The organism is Bradyrhizobium stylosanthis (genome assembly GCF_001641335.1).
GTDB lineage: Bacteria > Pseudomonadota > Alphaproteobacteria > Rhizobiales > Xanthobacteraceae > Bradyrhizobium > Bradyrhizobium stylosanthis.
In genome coordinates, this window is sequence record NZ_LVEM01000005.1 from 183180 (window position 1) to 200278 (window position 17099).

14 protein-coding genes are annotated in these 17099 nt (G+C 61.1%); 10 read left to right on the forward strand and 4 right to left on the reverse strand.

The window, feature by feature from the left end; translation table 11 throughout:
• The first annotated feature begins 250 nt into the window (after positions 1–250).
• The 8 genes from cobS to A7X65_RS32195 all read left to right on the forward strand — a co-directional run bounded on the left by cobS (position 251) and on the right by A7X65_RS32195 (position 9377).
• Positions 251–1249 carry a cobaltochelatase subunit CobS gene (gene cobS / locus A7X65_RS32160; RefSeq protein WP_018643488.1) on the forward strand — a complete coding sequence of 333 codons (999 nt, stop codon included), beginning with the start codon at positions 251–253 and terminating at the stop codon, positions 1247–1249.
• Between the two features lie 16 nt (positions 1250–1265).
• On the forward strand, positions 1266–1676 hold the full coding sequence (locus tag A7X65_RS32165) for a GNAT family N-acetyltransferase (protein ID WP_063692894.1): 411 nt from the start codon (positions 1266–1268) through the stop codon (positions 1674–1676).
• Positions 1673–3580: a cobaltochelatase subunit CobT gene (cobT, locus tag A7X65_RS32170; protein ID WP_063692896.1), complete on the forward strand. Its 1908-nt coding sequence runs from the start codon at positions 1673–1675 to the stop codon at positions 3578–3580. Before A7X65_RS32165 ends, cobT begins: the two co-directional genes overlap by 4 nt.
• Positions 3577–4647 (forward strand): esterase-like activity of phytase family protein, encoded by a 1071-nt coding sequence (locus A7X65_RS32175; RefSeq protein ID WP_063692898.1) that lies wholly within the window; start codon positions 3577–3579, stop codon positions 4645–4647. Before cobT ends, A7X65_RS32175 begins: the two co-directional genes overlap by 4 nt.
• 105 nt (positions 4648–4752) lie before the next feature.
• On the forward strand, positions 4753–6546 hold the full coding sequence (locus A7X65_RS32180; RefSeq protein ID WP_063692899.1) for a hypothetical protein: 1794 nt from the start codon (positions 4753–4755) through the stop codon (positions 6544–6546).
• 47 nt (positions 6547–6593) lie between these two features.
• Positions 6594–7292 (forward strand): hypothetical protein, encoded by a 699-nt coding sequence (locus A7X65_RS32185; RefSeq protein WP_063693836.1) that lies wholly within the window; start codon positions 6594–6596, stop codon positions 7290–7292.
• Between the two features lie 244 nt (positions 7293–7536).
• The gene (locus tag A7X65_RS32190; protein ID WP_063692900.1) at positions 7537–8649 is read left to right on the forward strand and encodes an NADH:flavin oxidoreductase/NADH oxidase; all 1113 of its coding nucleotides are present in this window, start codon (positions 7537–7539) and stop codon (positions 8647–8649) included.
• A 320-nt stretch (positions 8650–8969) separates the two neighbouring features.
• Positions 8970–9377 carry a hypothetical protein gene (locus A7X65_RS32195; RefSeq protein WP_063692901.1) on the forward strand — a complete coding sequence of 136 codons (408 nt, stop codon included), beginning with the start codon at positions 8970–8972 and terminating at the stop codon, positions 9375–9377.
• Positions 9378–9574: 197 nt separating this feature from the next.
• On the opposite strand, the gene A7X65_RS32200 is transcribed toward A7X65_RS32195, so the two are convergent.
• From A7X65_RS32200 to A7X65_RS41060, 3 genes are all read right to left on the reverse strand, one after another.
• On the reverse strand, positions 9575–9820 hold the full coding sequence (locus tag A7X65_RS32200; RefSeq protein WP_063692902.1) for a PilZ domain-containing protein: 246 nt from the start codon (positions 9818–9820) through the stop codon (positions 9575–9577).
• 412 nt (positions 9821–10232) lie between these two features.
• A complete protein-coding gene (locus A7X65_RS32205; RefSeq protein WP_063692903.1) occupies positions 10233–11555 on the reverse strand; it encodes a T6SS phospholipase effector Tle1-like catalytic domain-containing protein in 1323 nt (440 codons plus the stop codon).
• Positions 11556–11617: 62 nt separating this feature from the next.
• On the reverse strand, positions 11618–12136 hold the full coding sequence (locus A7X65_RS41060; protein ID WP_082885133.1) for a very short patch repair endonuclease: 519 nt from the start codon (positions 12134–12136) through the stop codon (positions 11618–11620).
• Positions 12137–12336: 200 nt separating this feature from the next.
• Here A7X65_RS41060 and A7X65_RS32210 point away from each other — a divergent pair, with 200 nt between their 5' ends.
• Positions 12337–14706, forward strand: a complete 2370-nt coding sequence (locus tag A7X65_RS32210; RefSeq protein ID WP_063692905.1) for an ATP-binding protein — start codon at positions 12337–12339, stop codon at positions 14704–14706.
• Positions 14703–15632: a response regulator gene (locus A7X65_RS32215; protein ID WP_063692907.1), complete on the forward strand. Its 930-nt coding sequence runs from the start codon at positions 14703–14705 to the stop codon at positions 15630–15632. The genes A7X65_RS32210 and A7X65_RS32215 overlap by 4 nt, the downstream gene beginning before the upstream one ends.
• On the opposite strand, the gene A7X65_RS41065 is transcribed toward A7X65_RS32215, so the two are convergent.
• Positions 15529–16908 carry a DNA cytosine methyltransferase gene (locus tag A7X65_RS41065; RefSeq protein WP_082885134.1) on the reverse strand — a complete coding sequence of 460 codons (1380 nt, stop codon included), beginning with the start codon at positions 16906–16908 and terminating at the stop codon, positions 15529–15531. The two genes, A7X65_RS32215 and A7X65_RS41065, sit on opposite strands and share 104 nt — an antisense overlap.
• Positions 16909–17099 lie beyond the last annotated feature (191 nt).

Here is a 17099-nt window from a genome sequence, read left to right on the forward strand (position 1 = left end):
ATGTAAGGTCGGCGCGGGAAAGTGCCATTCGCTTGGGCAGGCAGCCCATCCCGCCCGAAATTCGAGCGTGATTCGCAAGGCAGCCCTCCCAAAACTGCGTTCCTCACCTATCTAAATGAAAAGACAACGGAACTTTGATTGAGGGGCGGGCTTCTGCCGGCACGTTGTCTCTGATAGGTTCGCACGCGCACCCAGCCGCAGCCAACGTGCAATAACTGGTCTCGGGATCGCCCGGGGCCTCGGAGGATTGATGACGACCGCCGCCATGTCCAAAGTTGAGGAAGTTTCCGGTCTGCCCGACATGAAGGTGTCGGTCCGCCAGGTGTTCGGGATCGACAGCGATCTCGAAGTGCCGGCCTATTCCGAAGTCGATCCTCATGTGCCCGAAGTCGATTCCGATTACCGCTTCGACCGCGCCACCACGCTCGCCATTCTCGCCGGCTTTGCCCGCAACCGCCGCGTGATGGTGACCGGCTATCACGGCACCGGTAAATCCACCCATATCGAGCAGGTCGCCGCCCGCCTGAACTGGCCCTGCGTGCGCGTCAACCTCGACAGCCACATCAGCCGTATCGACCTCGTCGGCAAGGACTCCATCGTGGTCCGCGACGGCAAGCAGGTCACCGAATTCCGTGACGGCATCCTGCCCTGGGCACTGCAGAACAACGTCGCGCTGGTGTTCGACGAATACGACGCCGGCCGCCCGGACGTGATGTTCGTGATCCAGCGCGTGCTGGAAGTCTCGGGCCGCCTGACGCTGCTCGACCAGAACAAGGTGATCAAGCCGCACCCGGCGTTCCGCCTGTTTGCGACCGCCAACACCGTCGGCCTCGGCGACACCTCGGGCCTCTATCACGGCACCCAGCAGATCAACCAGGGCCAGATGGACCGCTGGTCGATCGTCACCACGCTGAACTATCTCAGCCACGACGAGGAAGTGGAGATCGTGCTGGCCAAGGCCAAGCACTATCGCACGCAGGAAGGCCGCGACATCGTCAACAAGATGGTGCGCCTCGCCGATCTCACCCGTAACGCTTTCGCCAACGGCGATCTGTCGACGGTGATGAGCCCGCGCACGGTGATCACCTGGGCCGAAAACTCCGACATCTTCGGCGATATCGGCTTTGCGTTCCGCGTCACCTTCCTCAACAAGTGCGACGAGCTCGAGCGTCCGCTGGTCGCCGAGTTCTACCAGCGCTGCTTCAACGCGGAGCTGCCGGAATCGGCAGTCAACGTGGCGCTCAGCTAGGCCAAATGACCTGACAATGCCAACCATCACCGTCGAGCGCACCATTGGTACTACCAAGAAGGCTGTGCTCGCCGGGCTCGGCGCCTACAACGACGAGCAGTTCGGGAAGCAGAAGGTCAAGAGCATCGCGGTCTCGTTGAAGGACGGCCGCAAGATCGTCGGCGGCATCGTCGGGCACCTCTGGGCCACGGTTCTGTTCATCCAGTATTTCTGGATCGACCAGAAACAGCGCAGCAAGGGCTTTGGCACGAAGCTGATCGCGGCGATCGAAGACGAAGCAAGACAATTGGGCGCGGTCCAGGCCCATGTTGACACGATGAGTTTCCAGGCGCCGGGGTTCTATCGTTCCCAAGGGTACGAGGAGTTCGGCACCCTCAAGGGCTATCCCGGCGGCGTGACGCGCCATTCGTTTACGAAGTCGCTATGAGCACATCATCATCCAATTCCAAATTCCGTAACACCAAGGAAGCGCCGACCGAGCCGTTCAAGCGCTCGGTCGCCTCATGCCTGAAGGCGATCGCCAAGGCGCCCGAGCTCGACGTCTCCTTCGCCGCCGAGCGCCCGGGCCTTGCGCCCGGCAAGGCGCGGCTGCCGGAGCCGGCGCGCAAGATGACCAAGCGCGACGCCGCGATCGTGCGCGGCCATGCCGACTCCATCGCGCTCAAGCTCGCCTGTCACGATCCCAAGGTTCACCGCAAGCTGATGCCCGGCAATCCGCAGGCGCGCGGCGTGTTCGAGGCGGTGGAGCAGGCTCGCGTCGAGGCGATCGGCGCGCGCCGCATGGCGGGCGTTGCGAAAAACCTCACCGCGATGCTCGACGACCATTTCCATCGCGGCAAGTTCGACGAGATCACCGACCGCGCCGACGCGCCGCTGGCCGATGCGCTGGCGATGCTGGTGCGCGAGCGCCTGACCGGCATGGCGCCGCCGGCGGCCGCCAAGAAGATGGTCGATCTCTGGCGCCCCATTCTCGAAGACAAGATCGGTAGGCGGCTCGACCGGCTCGACGGCGTGGTCGAGGACCAGACCAAGTTCGCCGACGCCGTGCACGACCTGCTCTCCGCGCTCGAGCTCGGCGACGAGCGCAACGCCGACAGCGAGGATAACGACGACAACGACGAGAACCAGGACGGCGACAACGATCAGTCCGGCGCCGAGGGCTCGCCCGATTCCGACGCCGCGCAGGAAATGAGCGCCGACCAGGCGCAGGCCTCCAGCGAGGAGATGAGCGAGAGCGCGATGGAAAGCGCGCAGGCCTCGACCTCCGACACTTTCGACGACGGCGAGCTCGGCGACGACGAGACGCCGGGCGAGGCGACGCGCCCGAACTCGCACGGCAAGAACGAGCCACGCGGGCCGGAATATCACGCCTTCGCGCCGAAGTTCGACGAGGTCATCGCCGCCGAGGATCTCTGCGACCACGACGAGCTGGAGCGCCTGCGCGCCTATCTCGACAAGCAGCTCGCGCATCTGCAGGGCATCGTCGCGCGCCTGGCCAACCGCCTGCAGCGCCGCCTGATGGCGCAGCAGAACCGCGCCTGGGAGTTCGACCTCGAAGAGGGCATTCTCGACCCCGCGCGCCTGTCGCGCGTCGTCACCGATCCCTATCACCCGCTGTCCTTCATGCACGAGAAGGAGGCGACGTTCCGCGACACGGTCGTCACGCTGCTGCTCGACAATTCCGGCTCGATGCGCGGGCGCCCGATCACGGTCGCGGCGACCTGCGCCGACATCCTCGCCCGCACGCTGGAGCGTTGCGGCGTCAAGGTCGAGATCCTCGGCTTCACCACGCGCGCCTGGAAGGGCGGGCAATCGCGCGAGGCGTGGCTTGCCGCCGGCAAGCCGGCCAATCCCGGCCGCCTCAACGATCTCCGCCACATCATCTACAAGTCGGCCGACGCCCCCTGGCGTCGTGCGCGCAAGAATCTCGGCCTGATGATGCGCGAGGGTCTGCTGAAGGAGAACATCGACGGCGAGGCGCTCGACTGGGCGCACAAGCGCCTGCTCGGCCGGCCCGAGCAGCGCAAGATCCTGATGATGATCTCGGACGGTGCGCCGGTCGACGATTCCACGCTGTCGGTCAATCCCGGCAACTATCTCGAGCGGCATCTGCGCCACATCATCGAGGAGATCGAGACCCGCTCGCCGGTCGAGCTGATCGCGATCGGCATCGGCCACGACGTGACGCGCTACTACCGCCGCGCGGTGACGATCGTGGACGCCGAAGAGCTCGGCGGCGCCATCACCGAGAAGCTCGCCGAACTCTTCAGCGAGACCAACACAGCGCCAACCCAGCCGGCCGGTCGCCCGCGACGCAAACTGCATTCGTGAGCACCCAATCGTCCCGCCGCAGCTTTCTTGGCCACGCGGCGGCGGGATTTTCCACTCTCGCTCTGCCGCGCCTCGTGCAGGCGCAAGGAACGGCCGAGCCGCCGGCGCGCCCGCTGCAGATCGAGCGCGCCGTTGCCGAGCCCGTCAACATCGAGGTCAACGCGCGGCCGATCCCGAATTTCGAGCCGCGTGACCGCGCGCGCACGCGCTTCGGCTCGCTGGAGTATCGCAGCGGCCTGGTGCTGACCTCGGCCTATCGCGGCTTCGGCGGCCTCTCCGGCATCAGGCTCGACGCCAAGGGCGAGCGCTTCCTCGCGATCTCCGACCAGGGCGGCTGGTTCACCGGGCGCATCCGCTATGCCGGCACCAAGATGGCCGGGCTCGACGAGGTCGAGGCCGCGCCGATGCTCAATGCCGAGGGCCGGCCGATCACCGAGAAGCGGCTCTGGTACGATACCGAGGCGCTCGCGCGCGACGGCAGCCTCGTCTATGTCGGCCTCGAGCGCGTCAACCAGATCCTGCGCTACGACTTTTCGAAAGGCGGCACGCGCGCCCGCGGCGAGGTGATCCCCGTTCCGCCCGGCATGCGCAAGCTGCCCTACAACAAGGGGCTCGAGGCGCTCGTGCTGGTGCCGAAGGGCATGCCGCTCGCCGGCACCCTGATCGCGATGTCCGAGGGCGGCTTCGATGCCGACGGCAATCTCATGGCGTTCCTGATCGGCGGCGCCACGCCGGGCCAGTTCAGCATCAAGCGCACCGACAAGCAGTTCATCAGCGACGCCGTGCTGCTGCCCTCGGGCGAGCTGCTCATCCTCGAACGCAAATTCTCCTGGTTCACCGGCATCAACATCCGCATCCGCTCGATCCCGCTGAAGTCGATCGCGCCGGGCGCGCTGGTCGACGGCCCCGTGCTGTTCAACGCCGATCTCGGCCACGACGTCGACAACATGGAAGGCATCGACGCCCACGTCACCGCCGAGGGCGAGACCGTGCTGACGATGGTGTCGGACGACAATTTCTCGATGCTGCAGCGGACCCTGCTGCTGCAGTTCACGCTGGTGGAGTAGCGCGCGCTCGCCGGGCGATGACGTTTCGGCTTGACGCCTTCGCGCTCGCCGATACATGATGCGCGTGTATTTAAGTTATTCCTATCGCAATGATTGAGGCAGCCCATGAGCCGCGTGCTCAAAGGGATAGGACTGCTCGTTGTCCTGATCCTGTTCTGCGGATTGCGTTATCTGGACTTCGGGACAGCCGGCGATATCGATCGCACCTACCGCCAGGATCACAAGATCCTCGTGGTCTACGCACCGCCACTGGGCGGCCGCACCTCGCGACCCGAGCTCGAAACGCTCGTTCGCGCGACCTATCCGACGGCAGACATCCTGGTCCCGACCTACAGCCATGAATGGCTGTCCAATATCGATCCCTATGAGATCACACGCCGGATCGAGGAGGCGATCGACGCGGAGCATACCAAGCATCACTACGAGAAGATCGTCCTGTTCGGCTACAGCACCGGGGGACTGCTGCTGCGAAAGGCGCTGCTGTGGGGATATGGTCGCGAGGACCGGCCACAGCAGTTGACTCGTGGTTCACATGACTGGGCCAAGCGCGTCGAGCGCTTCGTATCGCTCGCGGCTCCCAACCGCGGCTGGCCCAATCACAAGCCGGAAAATCTCGATCGCGTCAGGTACGCCATCGGTTACGTTGCGCAGGAGATGGGACGGCTGACCGGCACGGGCCGGTTCATCGCCAGCCTGATGCAGGGTTCGCCGTTCGTCGCCAACATGCGCGTCCAGTGGATCGATCTGTTCCGTTCGCTTCCGGAAGGCCAGCGGCCGCTGATCGTGCATCTCATCGGCGGCAAGGACGAGTTGGTCGACCGCGAGGACAGCATCGATCTCGAGGCCGGTTCTCCCGAAGGCGTCATGTACAAATCGCTTTCGGATTTCTCCCACGCCGAGATCGCCTCGCGGATGTATCAGGACGGCGGCAAGGAGCTGACGATCGCGGGCGAAGCCATCCAGGAGGCGCTGACCAGGACGCGCGGCAGCTTTCCCGCCACCTGGGCCGACAAGATCGGGGAGCTGAAGACCGAACCGGAGGTCACGCGGCTGGTTTTCGTCATGCACGGCATCCGCGACGAAGACACCTGGCCGGCCGCCGTCGGCCGATCGATCGGACAGCAGATGGGCAAGGAGGCGAAGAGCGTCAAGGTGCTGCCCCCGCTCTACAGCAGGTTCACGATGCTGCCGTTCCTGTTCTACTGGGATCGCCAGAGCAACGTGCGCTGGTTCATGGACCAGTACACCGAGGCGAGGGCGCGATATCCCAATCTCAGCGAGACCGAGGTGGATTACATCGGTCACAGCAACGGGACCTATATCCTCGCAAGCGCGCTGCAGAACTATCAGGTCCTGAAAGTGAAGAACGTCTTCTTCGCCGGCAGCGTCGTGCCGACGCATTATCCCTGGGAGAAGATGATGCGCGACAAACGTGTGACGGGACGGGTCTGGAATATCTGTGCTTCCGGCGATTGGGTCGTCGCGCTTCTTCCGCAGCTGTTTCAGCAGATTTCGGACCAGATGAAGATCACGGAATCGACGCCCGGGCTGCTCGACATCGGATCGGGCGGCTTTCATGGCTTTCGCCACGGGGGCGACGGTCGCGTGATGAACCTGCAATACATTCCGGGTCCCCATGGCGCGGCCTTCGAGCCCGACAGGATCGAGGCCATCGGGCGCTATGCCGCGCTGGATCCGAACCTGGACTTCGAGGCGCTGTGGGGCGGTCCCAGGAAATCGAAGCCCGGCCATCTCGAGGATGCGTCCAATATGAGCTGGCTGATCTGGATCGTCGGTCTTGGCCTGATCGGCTCGATCGGCTTCGCCTGCTACCGGTTCGGCTGGATTCCGCTCGGCATCTATTGCGTCCTGCTGCTGGGCTTCTTCAACACGTTCTGACGCGCCTGTCGGCTGAACATATGCTCAACCCGCTGCGACACACCCTCATGCCCCGCCTTCGCGCCATCCTCGCCGTCGTCCTTACGCTCGCTGCGGCCTCGCAGGCCCTGGCCACGGCCGAGCATCGCTACGGCAAGAACGAATACGCCATCATCCTGGGCGGCCGCGCGCCGAGCGGGAAGGTCTCGGTCGCCGCCCATGGCGGCGGCGAAGCCGGCAGCGAGGGCTTTCGCCTCTATCTGATGGCCGAGCCCGGCCATCGCCGGCTGATGACGCTCGACAACGTCAACGACGACAACATCCTGGACAGCGCGCCGGACGCCTTCCACGCCGCGTGGTCGGCCGACTCGCGCTACGTCGCGGTCACCTTCCGCAGCGAGCGCCACATCGTGACGCTGAACCTCTACGCCGTCGAAGGCGGCCGCGCCCGGCTGGTCGAGGCGCCGGACCTTTTTCGCGAGGTCACCGGCCACGGCATCGACGTCAAGACCGACGGCGACATGCGGACATCAGTGCCGGCGCTGACCTGGCAGGCGCCACGCCGCTTCCACCTCACCGACTACCGCGTGTTCGTGCTCGACGACACCGCGCTCGCCGACAAGCTCGGTCCGCTCGGCAAGCTGAGCAAGCGGGACGGCGGCGGCAACACCATCCAGTTCTCGGCCGAGGCCGACGGCGAGCTCCTGCCCGACGGCCGCGTGCGCATGGGGACGCCCAAGGCGGGGCGGTTCGAGGAGCTGGAGTAGGGGACTGTCGCCTCATCTCCGCTGTGCGCGTCACACCCTCCGCCGTCGTCCCGGCCTAGTGCGCAATTGCGCACGGGGGGCCGGGACGACGGCTGAAATCGCCGCACGACCCCGTGATCCCACGACGCACAAAATGCATGGCCCGGCAGGCGGGCATGTCTGCCACGCCGGTGGAAATCCGCCCGCCCGGCACTACACTTCATGCAACTGCTTCCATCCCTCTCATCTTCCGGAACCTTCCCGCATGAGCGCCCTGTTTTCCCCGATCAAGCTGCGCGGCCTGACATTGAAGAACCGTCTCGTGGTGTCGCCGATGTGCCAGTATTCGGCCGACGACGGCGTCGCCACCGACTGGCACTTCACCCACATCAACAATCTCAGCCTGTCGGGCGCGGCGATGTTCTGCATCGAGGCGACCCATGTCGAGGCGATCGGCCGCATCACGCCGGGCTGTCTCGGGCTCTATAGCGACGCCTGCGAGGCCGCGCTGAAGCAGATTCTCACCTCCGTGCGCAAGCATTCCTCGACCGCGATCGCGATGCAGCTCGCCCATGCGGGCCGGAAAGCCTCGAGCGCGCGGCCCTGGGACGGCGGCCAGCTCATTCCGCAAAGCGAGGGCGGCTGGCAGACGGTGGCGCCTAGCGCGCTGCCGCACAAGGAGGGCGAAGCCGCGCCGCTCGCGCTCGATGCCGCGGGGTTGAAGCGCATCCGCGAGGCCTTCGTCGACAGCGCGAAGCGCGCGGCACGCCTCGGCATCGACGCCATCGAGCTGCACGGCGCGCACGGCTATCTCATGCACCAATTCCTCTCGCCGATCTCCAACAAGCGTACCGACGAGTACGGCGGCTCGCTCGAGAACCGCATGCGCTTCCCGCTCGAGATCTACGACGCGGTGCGCGCCGTCTTCCCGCACGACAGACCGGTGGGCATGCGGGTATCGTCCACCGACTGGGTCGAGGGCGGCTGGGACCTCGCGCAGACCATCGCATTCGCCAACGTGCTGAAGGCGCGCGGCGTCGACTGGATCGACGCCTCCTCCGGCGGCGTCTCGCCGCTGCAGAAGATTCCGCTCGGGCCGGGCTATCAGGTGCAGTTCGCCGAAGCCATCAAGCGCGAGACCGGCCTTCCCACCATCGCCGTCGGCCTCATCACCGAAGGCAAGCACGCCGAGGAGATCGTGACGTCAGGCAAGGCCGACATGGTCGCGCTCGCCCGCGGCATGCTCTACGACCCGCGCTGGGGCTGGCACGCCGCGGCCGAGGTCGGCGGCGAAGTCGAGGCCCCGCCGCAATACTGGCGCTCGCAGCCTTCCACGCAAAAGGCGCTGTTCGGCAAGACCACGTTCGGCGCGCGGTGAGGGTGTGTGTGCGGCGCGATGACCGCGCCGCACACATGTCATTGCGACGAAGCAATCCAGTGTCCTTCCACGGAGACAGTCTGGATTGCTTCGCGGAGCCCGTCATCGGGCCGCGCTTCGCGCGGGACCCGTTGGCTCGCAATGACGATGCGGAGGCAGGGCTCACCCAGCGGTGAATGCCGCGCGCGCGAAGCTCGTTGCGCGCCCGTGAGAATGGAGAAAGGGAGTTACCCATCACGCATCCGTAAATCTCCTCTCCTTCCACCCCCCACAAAACTGGCCTAACCTCTCCGCGCACTCAACGCCTCACGGAGGCCGGCATGCGGTTTGGAGTTCGCAAGACTGCTCATGTGTTCGAGCGCGTAGGTCTCGCGATGGCGGGGGCTGCGTGCGGGCTGTTCGTCGGCGCCTATGTCGGCTCGGCGATCGCGCCGCTGACCACGCAGGGATTCCTGCTGCTGATGATGCTGCTCGGCGCGGTCGGCTTCTATCTCGGCATCGACACGCCGCAGCTGCCCTTCGACGAGGCGCACAGTGCGATCGACGCCGCGGAATTCCTGAGCTCGGCCGGCACGCTCTTCGCCACCCTCACCGCGCTCGCCTCCGTCGCCGTCATCGTGCTCCGCCTCGAGCCGCATATCGGCTGGACCTGGCTTGCGCTGCTCGGCTGGATCGCCGGCGTCGCCATGCAGATCGTCGCCGGCGCCAAGGCGCGAATGCGGAAGTAGGGGGTGTTAGGGTGGTGAGGGGCGGAGCAAGGCGCGCCCAGCATTCCGCCGTCGTCCTGGCGAAGGCCAGGACCCATACGCCGCAGCAGCAGTCGTTGCGTGAGATCGTCATTGCCTGTCTTCGCCAAACCCCTCCCTGGGGTAATGGGTCCTGGCTTTCGCCAGGACGACAGTGGAGCTAGTGGCGCGCAGCTCCCCTAAAACACCACGCCCACCCGCGTGCCGCGCTTCCACGCGATGCGGCAGCGCTTCTTGGTGTTGACGTGCAGCAGCTCGAAGCGGTCGGGGATCTGCACCTGGCCGCCGAGATCGACGCAGGCGCCGCCCGGCGAATAGTCGATCAGCGTGCAGTTGATGACGGGCGCGCGCGGGTCGGTGATGATCTTGGCCTGTCGTGACACCAGGCCTGCGGGTTTGACGCGGGTATATTTACGCGGATGCATTGGCACATCTCCTCCAACTCCGCGGATAGCGGCGGGCTCTGTGCAGGATGATGCGGGGGAGTTGATGCGATCCGGCTAAGGTCCGGCTGAGAATTTTAATGAAAAGTAGCGGCGATCGGGGAAAGCGGCGGTAGTGGGGTGGGGGGAGCCTCCGCCGTCGTCCTGGCGAAAGCCAGGACCCATTACCCCAGGGAGTGGTTTGGCGAAGACAGGCAATGACCATCTCACGCAATAACTGCTGCTGCGGCGTATGGGTCCTGGCCTTCGCCAGGACGACACCTGTAGCCCGACCCTGCCTCCACCGTCATTGCGAGCGCAGCGAAGCAATCCAGAATCCCTCCGCGACATCAGTCCGGATTGTTTCGTCGCAAGGGCTCCTCGCAATGACGCGCCGCGAAACCCAGCCCCACCCTCACACCCCCTCCATCTCCCCCGCCGCCACATCCGTCCCCGGCGGCACCGGCATCGGCACGGTCACGTACTCCTTCGGCAGGTTCACCGGCCGGTAGTCCGGCTCCACCGCCATGCGCTTGAGCACGCTTTCATGCACATGCGCGCCTTCGGGGATGAGGCGCGGCTCGCAGTCGGGGATGTAGAAGCCGAAATAGACCTTCCGCTCCGGCCATTCCCGATACTTCGCGCTCTTCGGCAGATACTCCAGCACCCGCCAGGCCGCCGTCATCGAATTGTGCAGCTCGCCGACCTTGCCGGTGTATTCGGGCGGAACGTATTTGAACGGCGAGTTCTTGCGCTGGATGCCCCAGGCGAGCTGGTTCACCGTGCGCGGGTTGAAGTTCAGCCCCGCCTTCGCCGCCTCCTCGATCATCCAGATCAGCGGATATTTGGACTCCCCGCTCTCGGCCTCCGGATAGCCGCCGCCGACATCGCAATGCACGCCGGCGAACCACACCTGCAGAATGTCCTGCGGCACCTTCTTCTCGTCGGGCACGTAGCGGTTGCTCCAGAAGTCCTGCGGCTCCTCGTATTTGTTGAGGCGGAACATGCGGCGCCGCTCGTCCATCGCGATCGCCTGCCGGAAGATGTTGACGCTCGGATTGCGCCGCGTGAAGGCGAGTTCCTCCAGGCTGAACACGAAGAAGAAATTGTCGCGCCGCGGCACGATCACGCTCGCCACCGTGTCCCAGACGCCGATGAAGTGGATGGTCGGCCAGCGCGTCGAGGTGATGCGCGCGAATTGGGCGGCGAGGTCGAACTCGTCCTTCGGCAGCGGCCCTTGGTCGTCGACGGCGACATCGCTGAGGTCCTCGACGTCGTTGCCGCGCCCGGTGCCGGAATATTGCTTGTAGGCGACCATGCCGGAGCCTGCGAGGTTCACCTGCTCCGGCGAGATCAGGCCGATCTTGTGGATCAGCCCCGCCAGGACCCGCACCGTGTAGGCGCCGCGCGAAAAGCCGAACAGGTAGATCCTGTCGCCCGGCGCGTAGTGCTCGACCAGGAAGCAATAGGCCGAGAGCACGTTGTCATCGAGCCCGTAGCCGGTGGCGAGCCCCAGCACCAGATTGATATCGGCCTTGATCCGGTGCCACGTCGTCGGCTCCGTCACCGTGCCGACCCCGGGATCGTAAAACACCATCTGCCGCGGCTTCGTCTTGTCGGTCTTGCGCAGGCAGCGATAGAGCTTCAGGACGTTGGAGATGTTCTCCGAAATCTCGTTGCCGGTCCCGTCACAGCAGATGACGAGGTTTTTCGGTTCGGGTTTGGCCGAGTGGTCCACGGGGTGTGCCTCCGGGTGATGCTACCGGGGCGAGTATAGCGGAAAATGGGAGACGTGGTGGCTCAACGTGAGCGTTTTGAGGTGCTAAGCGAACGCGAAGGCTTGCGGAGCGTTTGGCGAGATAGAATGAACGCCTTAAGTTTGCGAGCTATCCGCTTCGGCTCTTTCAAGTCGCATTCCCATACGGTGAGGACTCGCCATCCCATGCCTTCTAGCAATCGCACGTTGGCTGCGTCGCGTTCGACGTTCCGTGCCAGCTTCGGTAGCCAATACTCTGTGCGAGTTCGAGGAATACTGGAAAGTGAGCATCCATGCTGATGCCAAAAGCATCCGTGCACCTGAATAATTGCCTTGTGGCAGCGCAGCACTATATCGGGTCGGCTCGGCAGATTGCGATCGTGTAGCCGAAACCGAAAACCCATGGCATGGATCGTCTTTCTGACCAGCACTTCCGGCTTCGTGTCCTTTTGGGGGATGCTGCGCATGATGCGCGAACGAGCCGCTCCGACCGCCTCAGGATCGAAAATCGGCCTTCGGGGCCCTACGGCGTTTCGCCGCGCGTCTTTGGCCTTCTTGGGCATTTAAGACCCGAACATACAAGAACTTTCCTTTCGGCCTTTCGCGCCGGCCCATACTTTGGATCAACATCCGCTATTTGGTGCGATGGGTAGGTTGCTACCAGACGTTTCTTTATCTACCCTACGCCATTGGGATTGCATAACTTTACGATCCTCGCCAATACTTTATTCGGCCATGATTTGGTTGATGGCCTGAGGGGAAAATGCGCCAACCCAAGGAAGACGACTGGCACTTCGATGTCAGCACAGGGCTAAAAAATGTTCTTGGTAGCGAGCTCATAACCGACGATGAAGTCGCGATCTTTGAGCTCGTAAAGAACTCATTTGATGCCTCCGCAAGCCGTGTAGATCTCTTCTTTGGCATTGATCAGATCATCGTTTCGGATAATGGCACCGGGATGTCGTATGATGACATCAGGAATAAGTGGCTGTTCGTTGCCTATTCGTCCAAGCGCCAGCGCAATTCGGATGACTTTCGAGAAGAGATAGCCGAGCGACGGCATTATGCGGGGAGTAAAGGTATTGGCCGCTTCTCGTCTGACCGTCTTGGCCAGCTGATTCGTCTCCAAACTCGCCCGTCAATGGATTCTGGCGGGATGGTGCACTCGCTTAGAATTGATTGGTCAAACTTTGATCGCGACCATCGCGAGCACTTCGAGGACGTTGAACTGAATTATTCGGAGCTTGGTAGTTTTGAAGTTCCACTAAGCCTGCCAAAATTGAAGCATGGCACGGTTATCACAATAGAGCAGCTTCGACGAGAATGGGATCGAGAGAAACTGTTGCGACTAAAGTCCGCTCTGTCGAAGCTAATCAACCCTTTCGGGGCATCGACCGACGGATTTCGCATTTTTCTGAGCGCGCCTGCAGAGGCAAAAGAAGATGCGCGCCTGAAGGATGAGGCCAAGAAGAAGCCAGAAGAAGAGCTGCCCTCTAATGCTATCGTAAACGGCGCGATCGGGAATTTTATCTTCACCACCCTGCGAGAGAAGACCACTTATCTCAGTGTTCGGATTTCGAAGGACGGCGCTCATATTGAGAGCGTGCTTACCGATCGTGGAGAGCTTATCTACCGGATTCGAGAGCCGAACAACTATGCATTGTTGGCAAAGTCCGGCTTTCGATGTGAAATATATTTTCTGAACACTTCCGCGAAGCTTACATTTGCGCGCCGCATGGGTGTGCCATCCATCCGCTTCGGGTCGGTGTTTCTGTTCAGGAATGGATTCAGGGTCTTTCCGGTTGGAGAGTTTAGTGATGATTGGTTCGGGATGGATGCACGTAAGCTCCAGGGCTTCAGCAGATTTCTCGGAACTCGCGATATTATTGGACGCATAGATGTTTCGGGTTCGGATACGCATTTTCAGGAGGCTTCGAGCAGAAATACAGGGCTGATTGAGACGCCAGCAGTCGTTCAACTCAAAGAGTTTTTTGTCGAGCAATGTCTGAAACGGCTCGAGCGTTACGTTGTGCCCGTCACCTTTCCTGATCTCGAAGATCGTAAGACGAGCGATATAACTCGATTAATGACCGAGCCGGGCCGTGCACGGGTGGCGGCGGCCGTGGCTAAGCTAACCGACAGTGATGCGATTGAACTCTTGGAATATAGCACGAAACTTATCGGCATTCTGAGTGAGCGATCGTCTCAATTTGAAGGTTCTCTAGTTAGCCTTAGGGCAATTGCAGAGAAGACAAATGATCGCAACCTTCTTGACGAGGTTGATGGGGCAGCTAAGCGGTACCAGGAGCTAAAGCGATCCGAAGAGGTCGCTCGCAAGCAAGCGGACGATGAGCGAAAAGCCAAGGAAGCCGCAGAGGCGCGGGCAACGCGTGCCGAGGCAGTCGCTTCGAAAGTTTCAGTCGAGCTCGATGAGGAAAAGAAGCGCAATCTCTTTCTTGCTTCTATTGCGACGCTCGACGCTGACAATCTGCTGAGCATGCATCATCAAGTAACGCAATATGCTGTTGCGGTTCAGCAGGCCATTGAGAATTTTCTGGTGCGCGTCGCAGAGCAATCATCGGTCGATGTGGCCGATGCTGTTAATACAATGGATCGGATCTCCCTCCTCAACAAGAAGATACTCGGAGTAGCAAAGTTCGCGACGAAAGCGAATTTTCGGCTTGAGTCCGAACGTATCGAGGCAGATCTCGCAGAGTACGTCGAGCAGTATGTAAATGATGTCGCGAGGGACTTTCTCCATGGCCCTATGACCATCAAGGTGACAAATGACGGAAAAGGACTTCCGCAACGGTTTAAGCCGATAGACGTCTCCGTCGTGATAGACAATTTGATTGCAAATTCGCGAAAGGCAAAAGCCAGCGAAATCACTATTGAAATTAGTCATCCGGACAAAAAATCAGTCTATATCCGCTTTCTCGATAATGGCCGCGGCTTTGATCCCCGGTTTGACGACCTTGAGCGCGTCTTCGAGAAGGGCTTCACGACCACAGATGGTTCAGGCCTTGGTTTATATCATGTGAGGCATGTACTGGGTGAGATGAACGGGACAATTGAGGCGCATCGGCTCTCTGCCGCACGTGGGGCCGAGTTTTTAATCAGGGTGTCAAGATGAGGCTCGATTTCAATGTTCTCTGGGTTGAAGACTCACAAGATCTAGTTCGAGAGCAGAAAGATAAACTGGAGCGGACGATTAGGTCCGAGGGGTTTCGTCTCCGCGTCAAGTTCGTTTCCTCTGTGCAGGAAGCGACCAAATCCATTTCAGAGGATGTTTATGGAGATCACATCGATCTAATTCTCATGGACTATCATCTCGGTGCGGGGCCGAACGGTGACCAAGGTCTTGTCGAGATCAGAAAGTTGCTGCCTTACAAGGATATCATCTTCTATTCGGCTCAAGCTAACAATCTACGAGAAATTCTCTCGAAGCTCCCGGTTGAAGGGGTCTTCTTATCGAACAGGGCCGAGCTTCCAGACACAGCCGATGGTTTGTTTCAGACCTTGGTCAAAAAGGTGCTGGATATCGATCACTCTCGCGGGCTCGTTATGGGGGCGACCAGCGATATCGATCATCACGTCAACGATTGCCTCACCGCAATTTTTACTGGGAGCGGCGATCGCATTAAGAAGGATGTCTTGAAGATAATTTTGGATCGGATGAGGGAAATTAGGGATCGCTTTGAGAAGGCCGCCGCAGAGGTCGAAGCGATAGCCGATCTTTCTGAGATATTTGACAAGCACGCCGTTTATACCAGCATTGATAGGTTGAATCTGCTGAGGAAGGTTCTGAAGCTGCTAAAGCTACACTCGGATAAAGATGCTGGTCTCGTAGAGTACGCCACGAAAACGATGCCGAAGCGCAACGATTTGGCGCACGTTCGTGTCCAAATCGATGGCTTTTCTCGAAAACTCCTCAACCGCAAGGGTGAAGAACTAACTAGCGTAGAGATGAGGGATTTGCGCGTGAGCTTGTTGAAGCATCAGGAGCTTTTCGAGGAATTGTCCTCTGCGCTGAAGCAAGCCGAGAAATCAAAGGCTTAATGAGCAGGTGAGTTTTTAGCGATAGCCCGATGGCTTCGGCGGCAAGCGGTGGTACTGCATTAGCCACTTGGGTGTAGCGAGGGACGTCCACGCGCCTGCGTTTGCCGCCTGTCGTGTACTTTCCTTTGAACTCGAACCAATCTGGAAAGCTCTGCAGCCGAGCGGTTTCGCGTACGGTGAGCGTTCGAGGTTCGTTGTAGTGAAGGAGGTCGTCTGGCATGCTTGTGATTGTTGGCGAGGGGGCATCTGGATCCAGCACTCTCAGCGCACACTTGCGTAAGCCGAAACTCGCTCGTGCCTCCGGTGATAGGGAGATGTTCAGCCTGCCTTCCGCTTTGCAAAGGCTGATAATCTTCTTAAATCGTGCGGCTATCTCACGTGCGTGGCGTGGCAGGCGTGTGCTGCTTGGTGCTCCGACGCATCCGCTATTCATTAGCCGCTGATATGTAGTCCTTGGCCTTGAGTAATCAATGTCCTCAAAACCCATGGTGTCTCTACTGGGTAGACTTCCATTTGTTTTCAGTTCTAGATCCGATATCGCGATCTTCGCGCTGACTGGGGCAACACTAATGCCTTTGCCGTAGAGGAAGGAGTGGCGATCATTATCGATCGCGGAGAATGGGTCTAGTTCACGAAGTGAGGCCGGTTGGTTCTTCCGAATGGCGACGACGAAATATCGATGACGCTTCTGTGGTACCCCAAATGCGGAAGTATCGAGCATTCTAGAGTGAACCACATACTCGTCGCTTAGGGCGTCGATGATCCAGTCCGCATAGTTTCGTTTTCCGCTGGCGGCCGTAGGGTCGGCGAAGCTTGCGGTTATCCCGCGAACGTTCTCCATAAGGACAAGGCGAGGTTGGAGAATCTTGACGAGCTTCAGATAGCTCCGCACCAGTTTATTTCTGGGGTCAGCAGGATCGCGGCGACCCGCGCTAGAAAAGCCCTGACAGGGAGGGCCCCCAACCAGCATGTCGATTTTACCCGCTAGCTTGACTAACTGACTTTGATAATCCCGTAGGCAGGCATCAACGGAAATTGGTTCCTTTGGGAGCCAACGAGGCCAATCAAAGGAGCAGCGTGAATCCTCCCGTGCGAGGTTAAAGGATAGCGTTTCGAACGCATCCTTGTTCTGTTCGATGGCGAACAGCCCTCGCCATCCGGCTTGCATTAGGCCCAAACTCAAGCCGCCGCATCCGGCGAAAACGTCTATGAATGTGGGACCAGCTGAGCCAACTTTACGCCGTTTGACAGAGCTTGCGCTTGTTGCCCCAGTCATTTCGATCCCCTGCCCAGCCGGCTCGAAAATCCCACAGAAACTATAATCAAACCTTGCGTCTGAGTGATGGGGCTAACCGGCCCAGCCGTGAGGTTCACGAGCTTATCGGATACCTCACACAAACAAAAACGGCCGGATCTTCCGATCCGGCCGTTGACGCAAAACTCTACTGGCTAAGCCTACGCCACGCG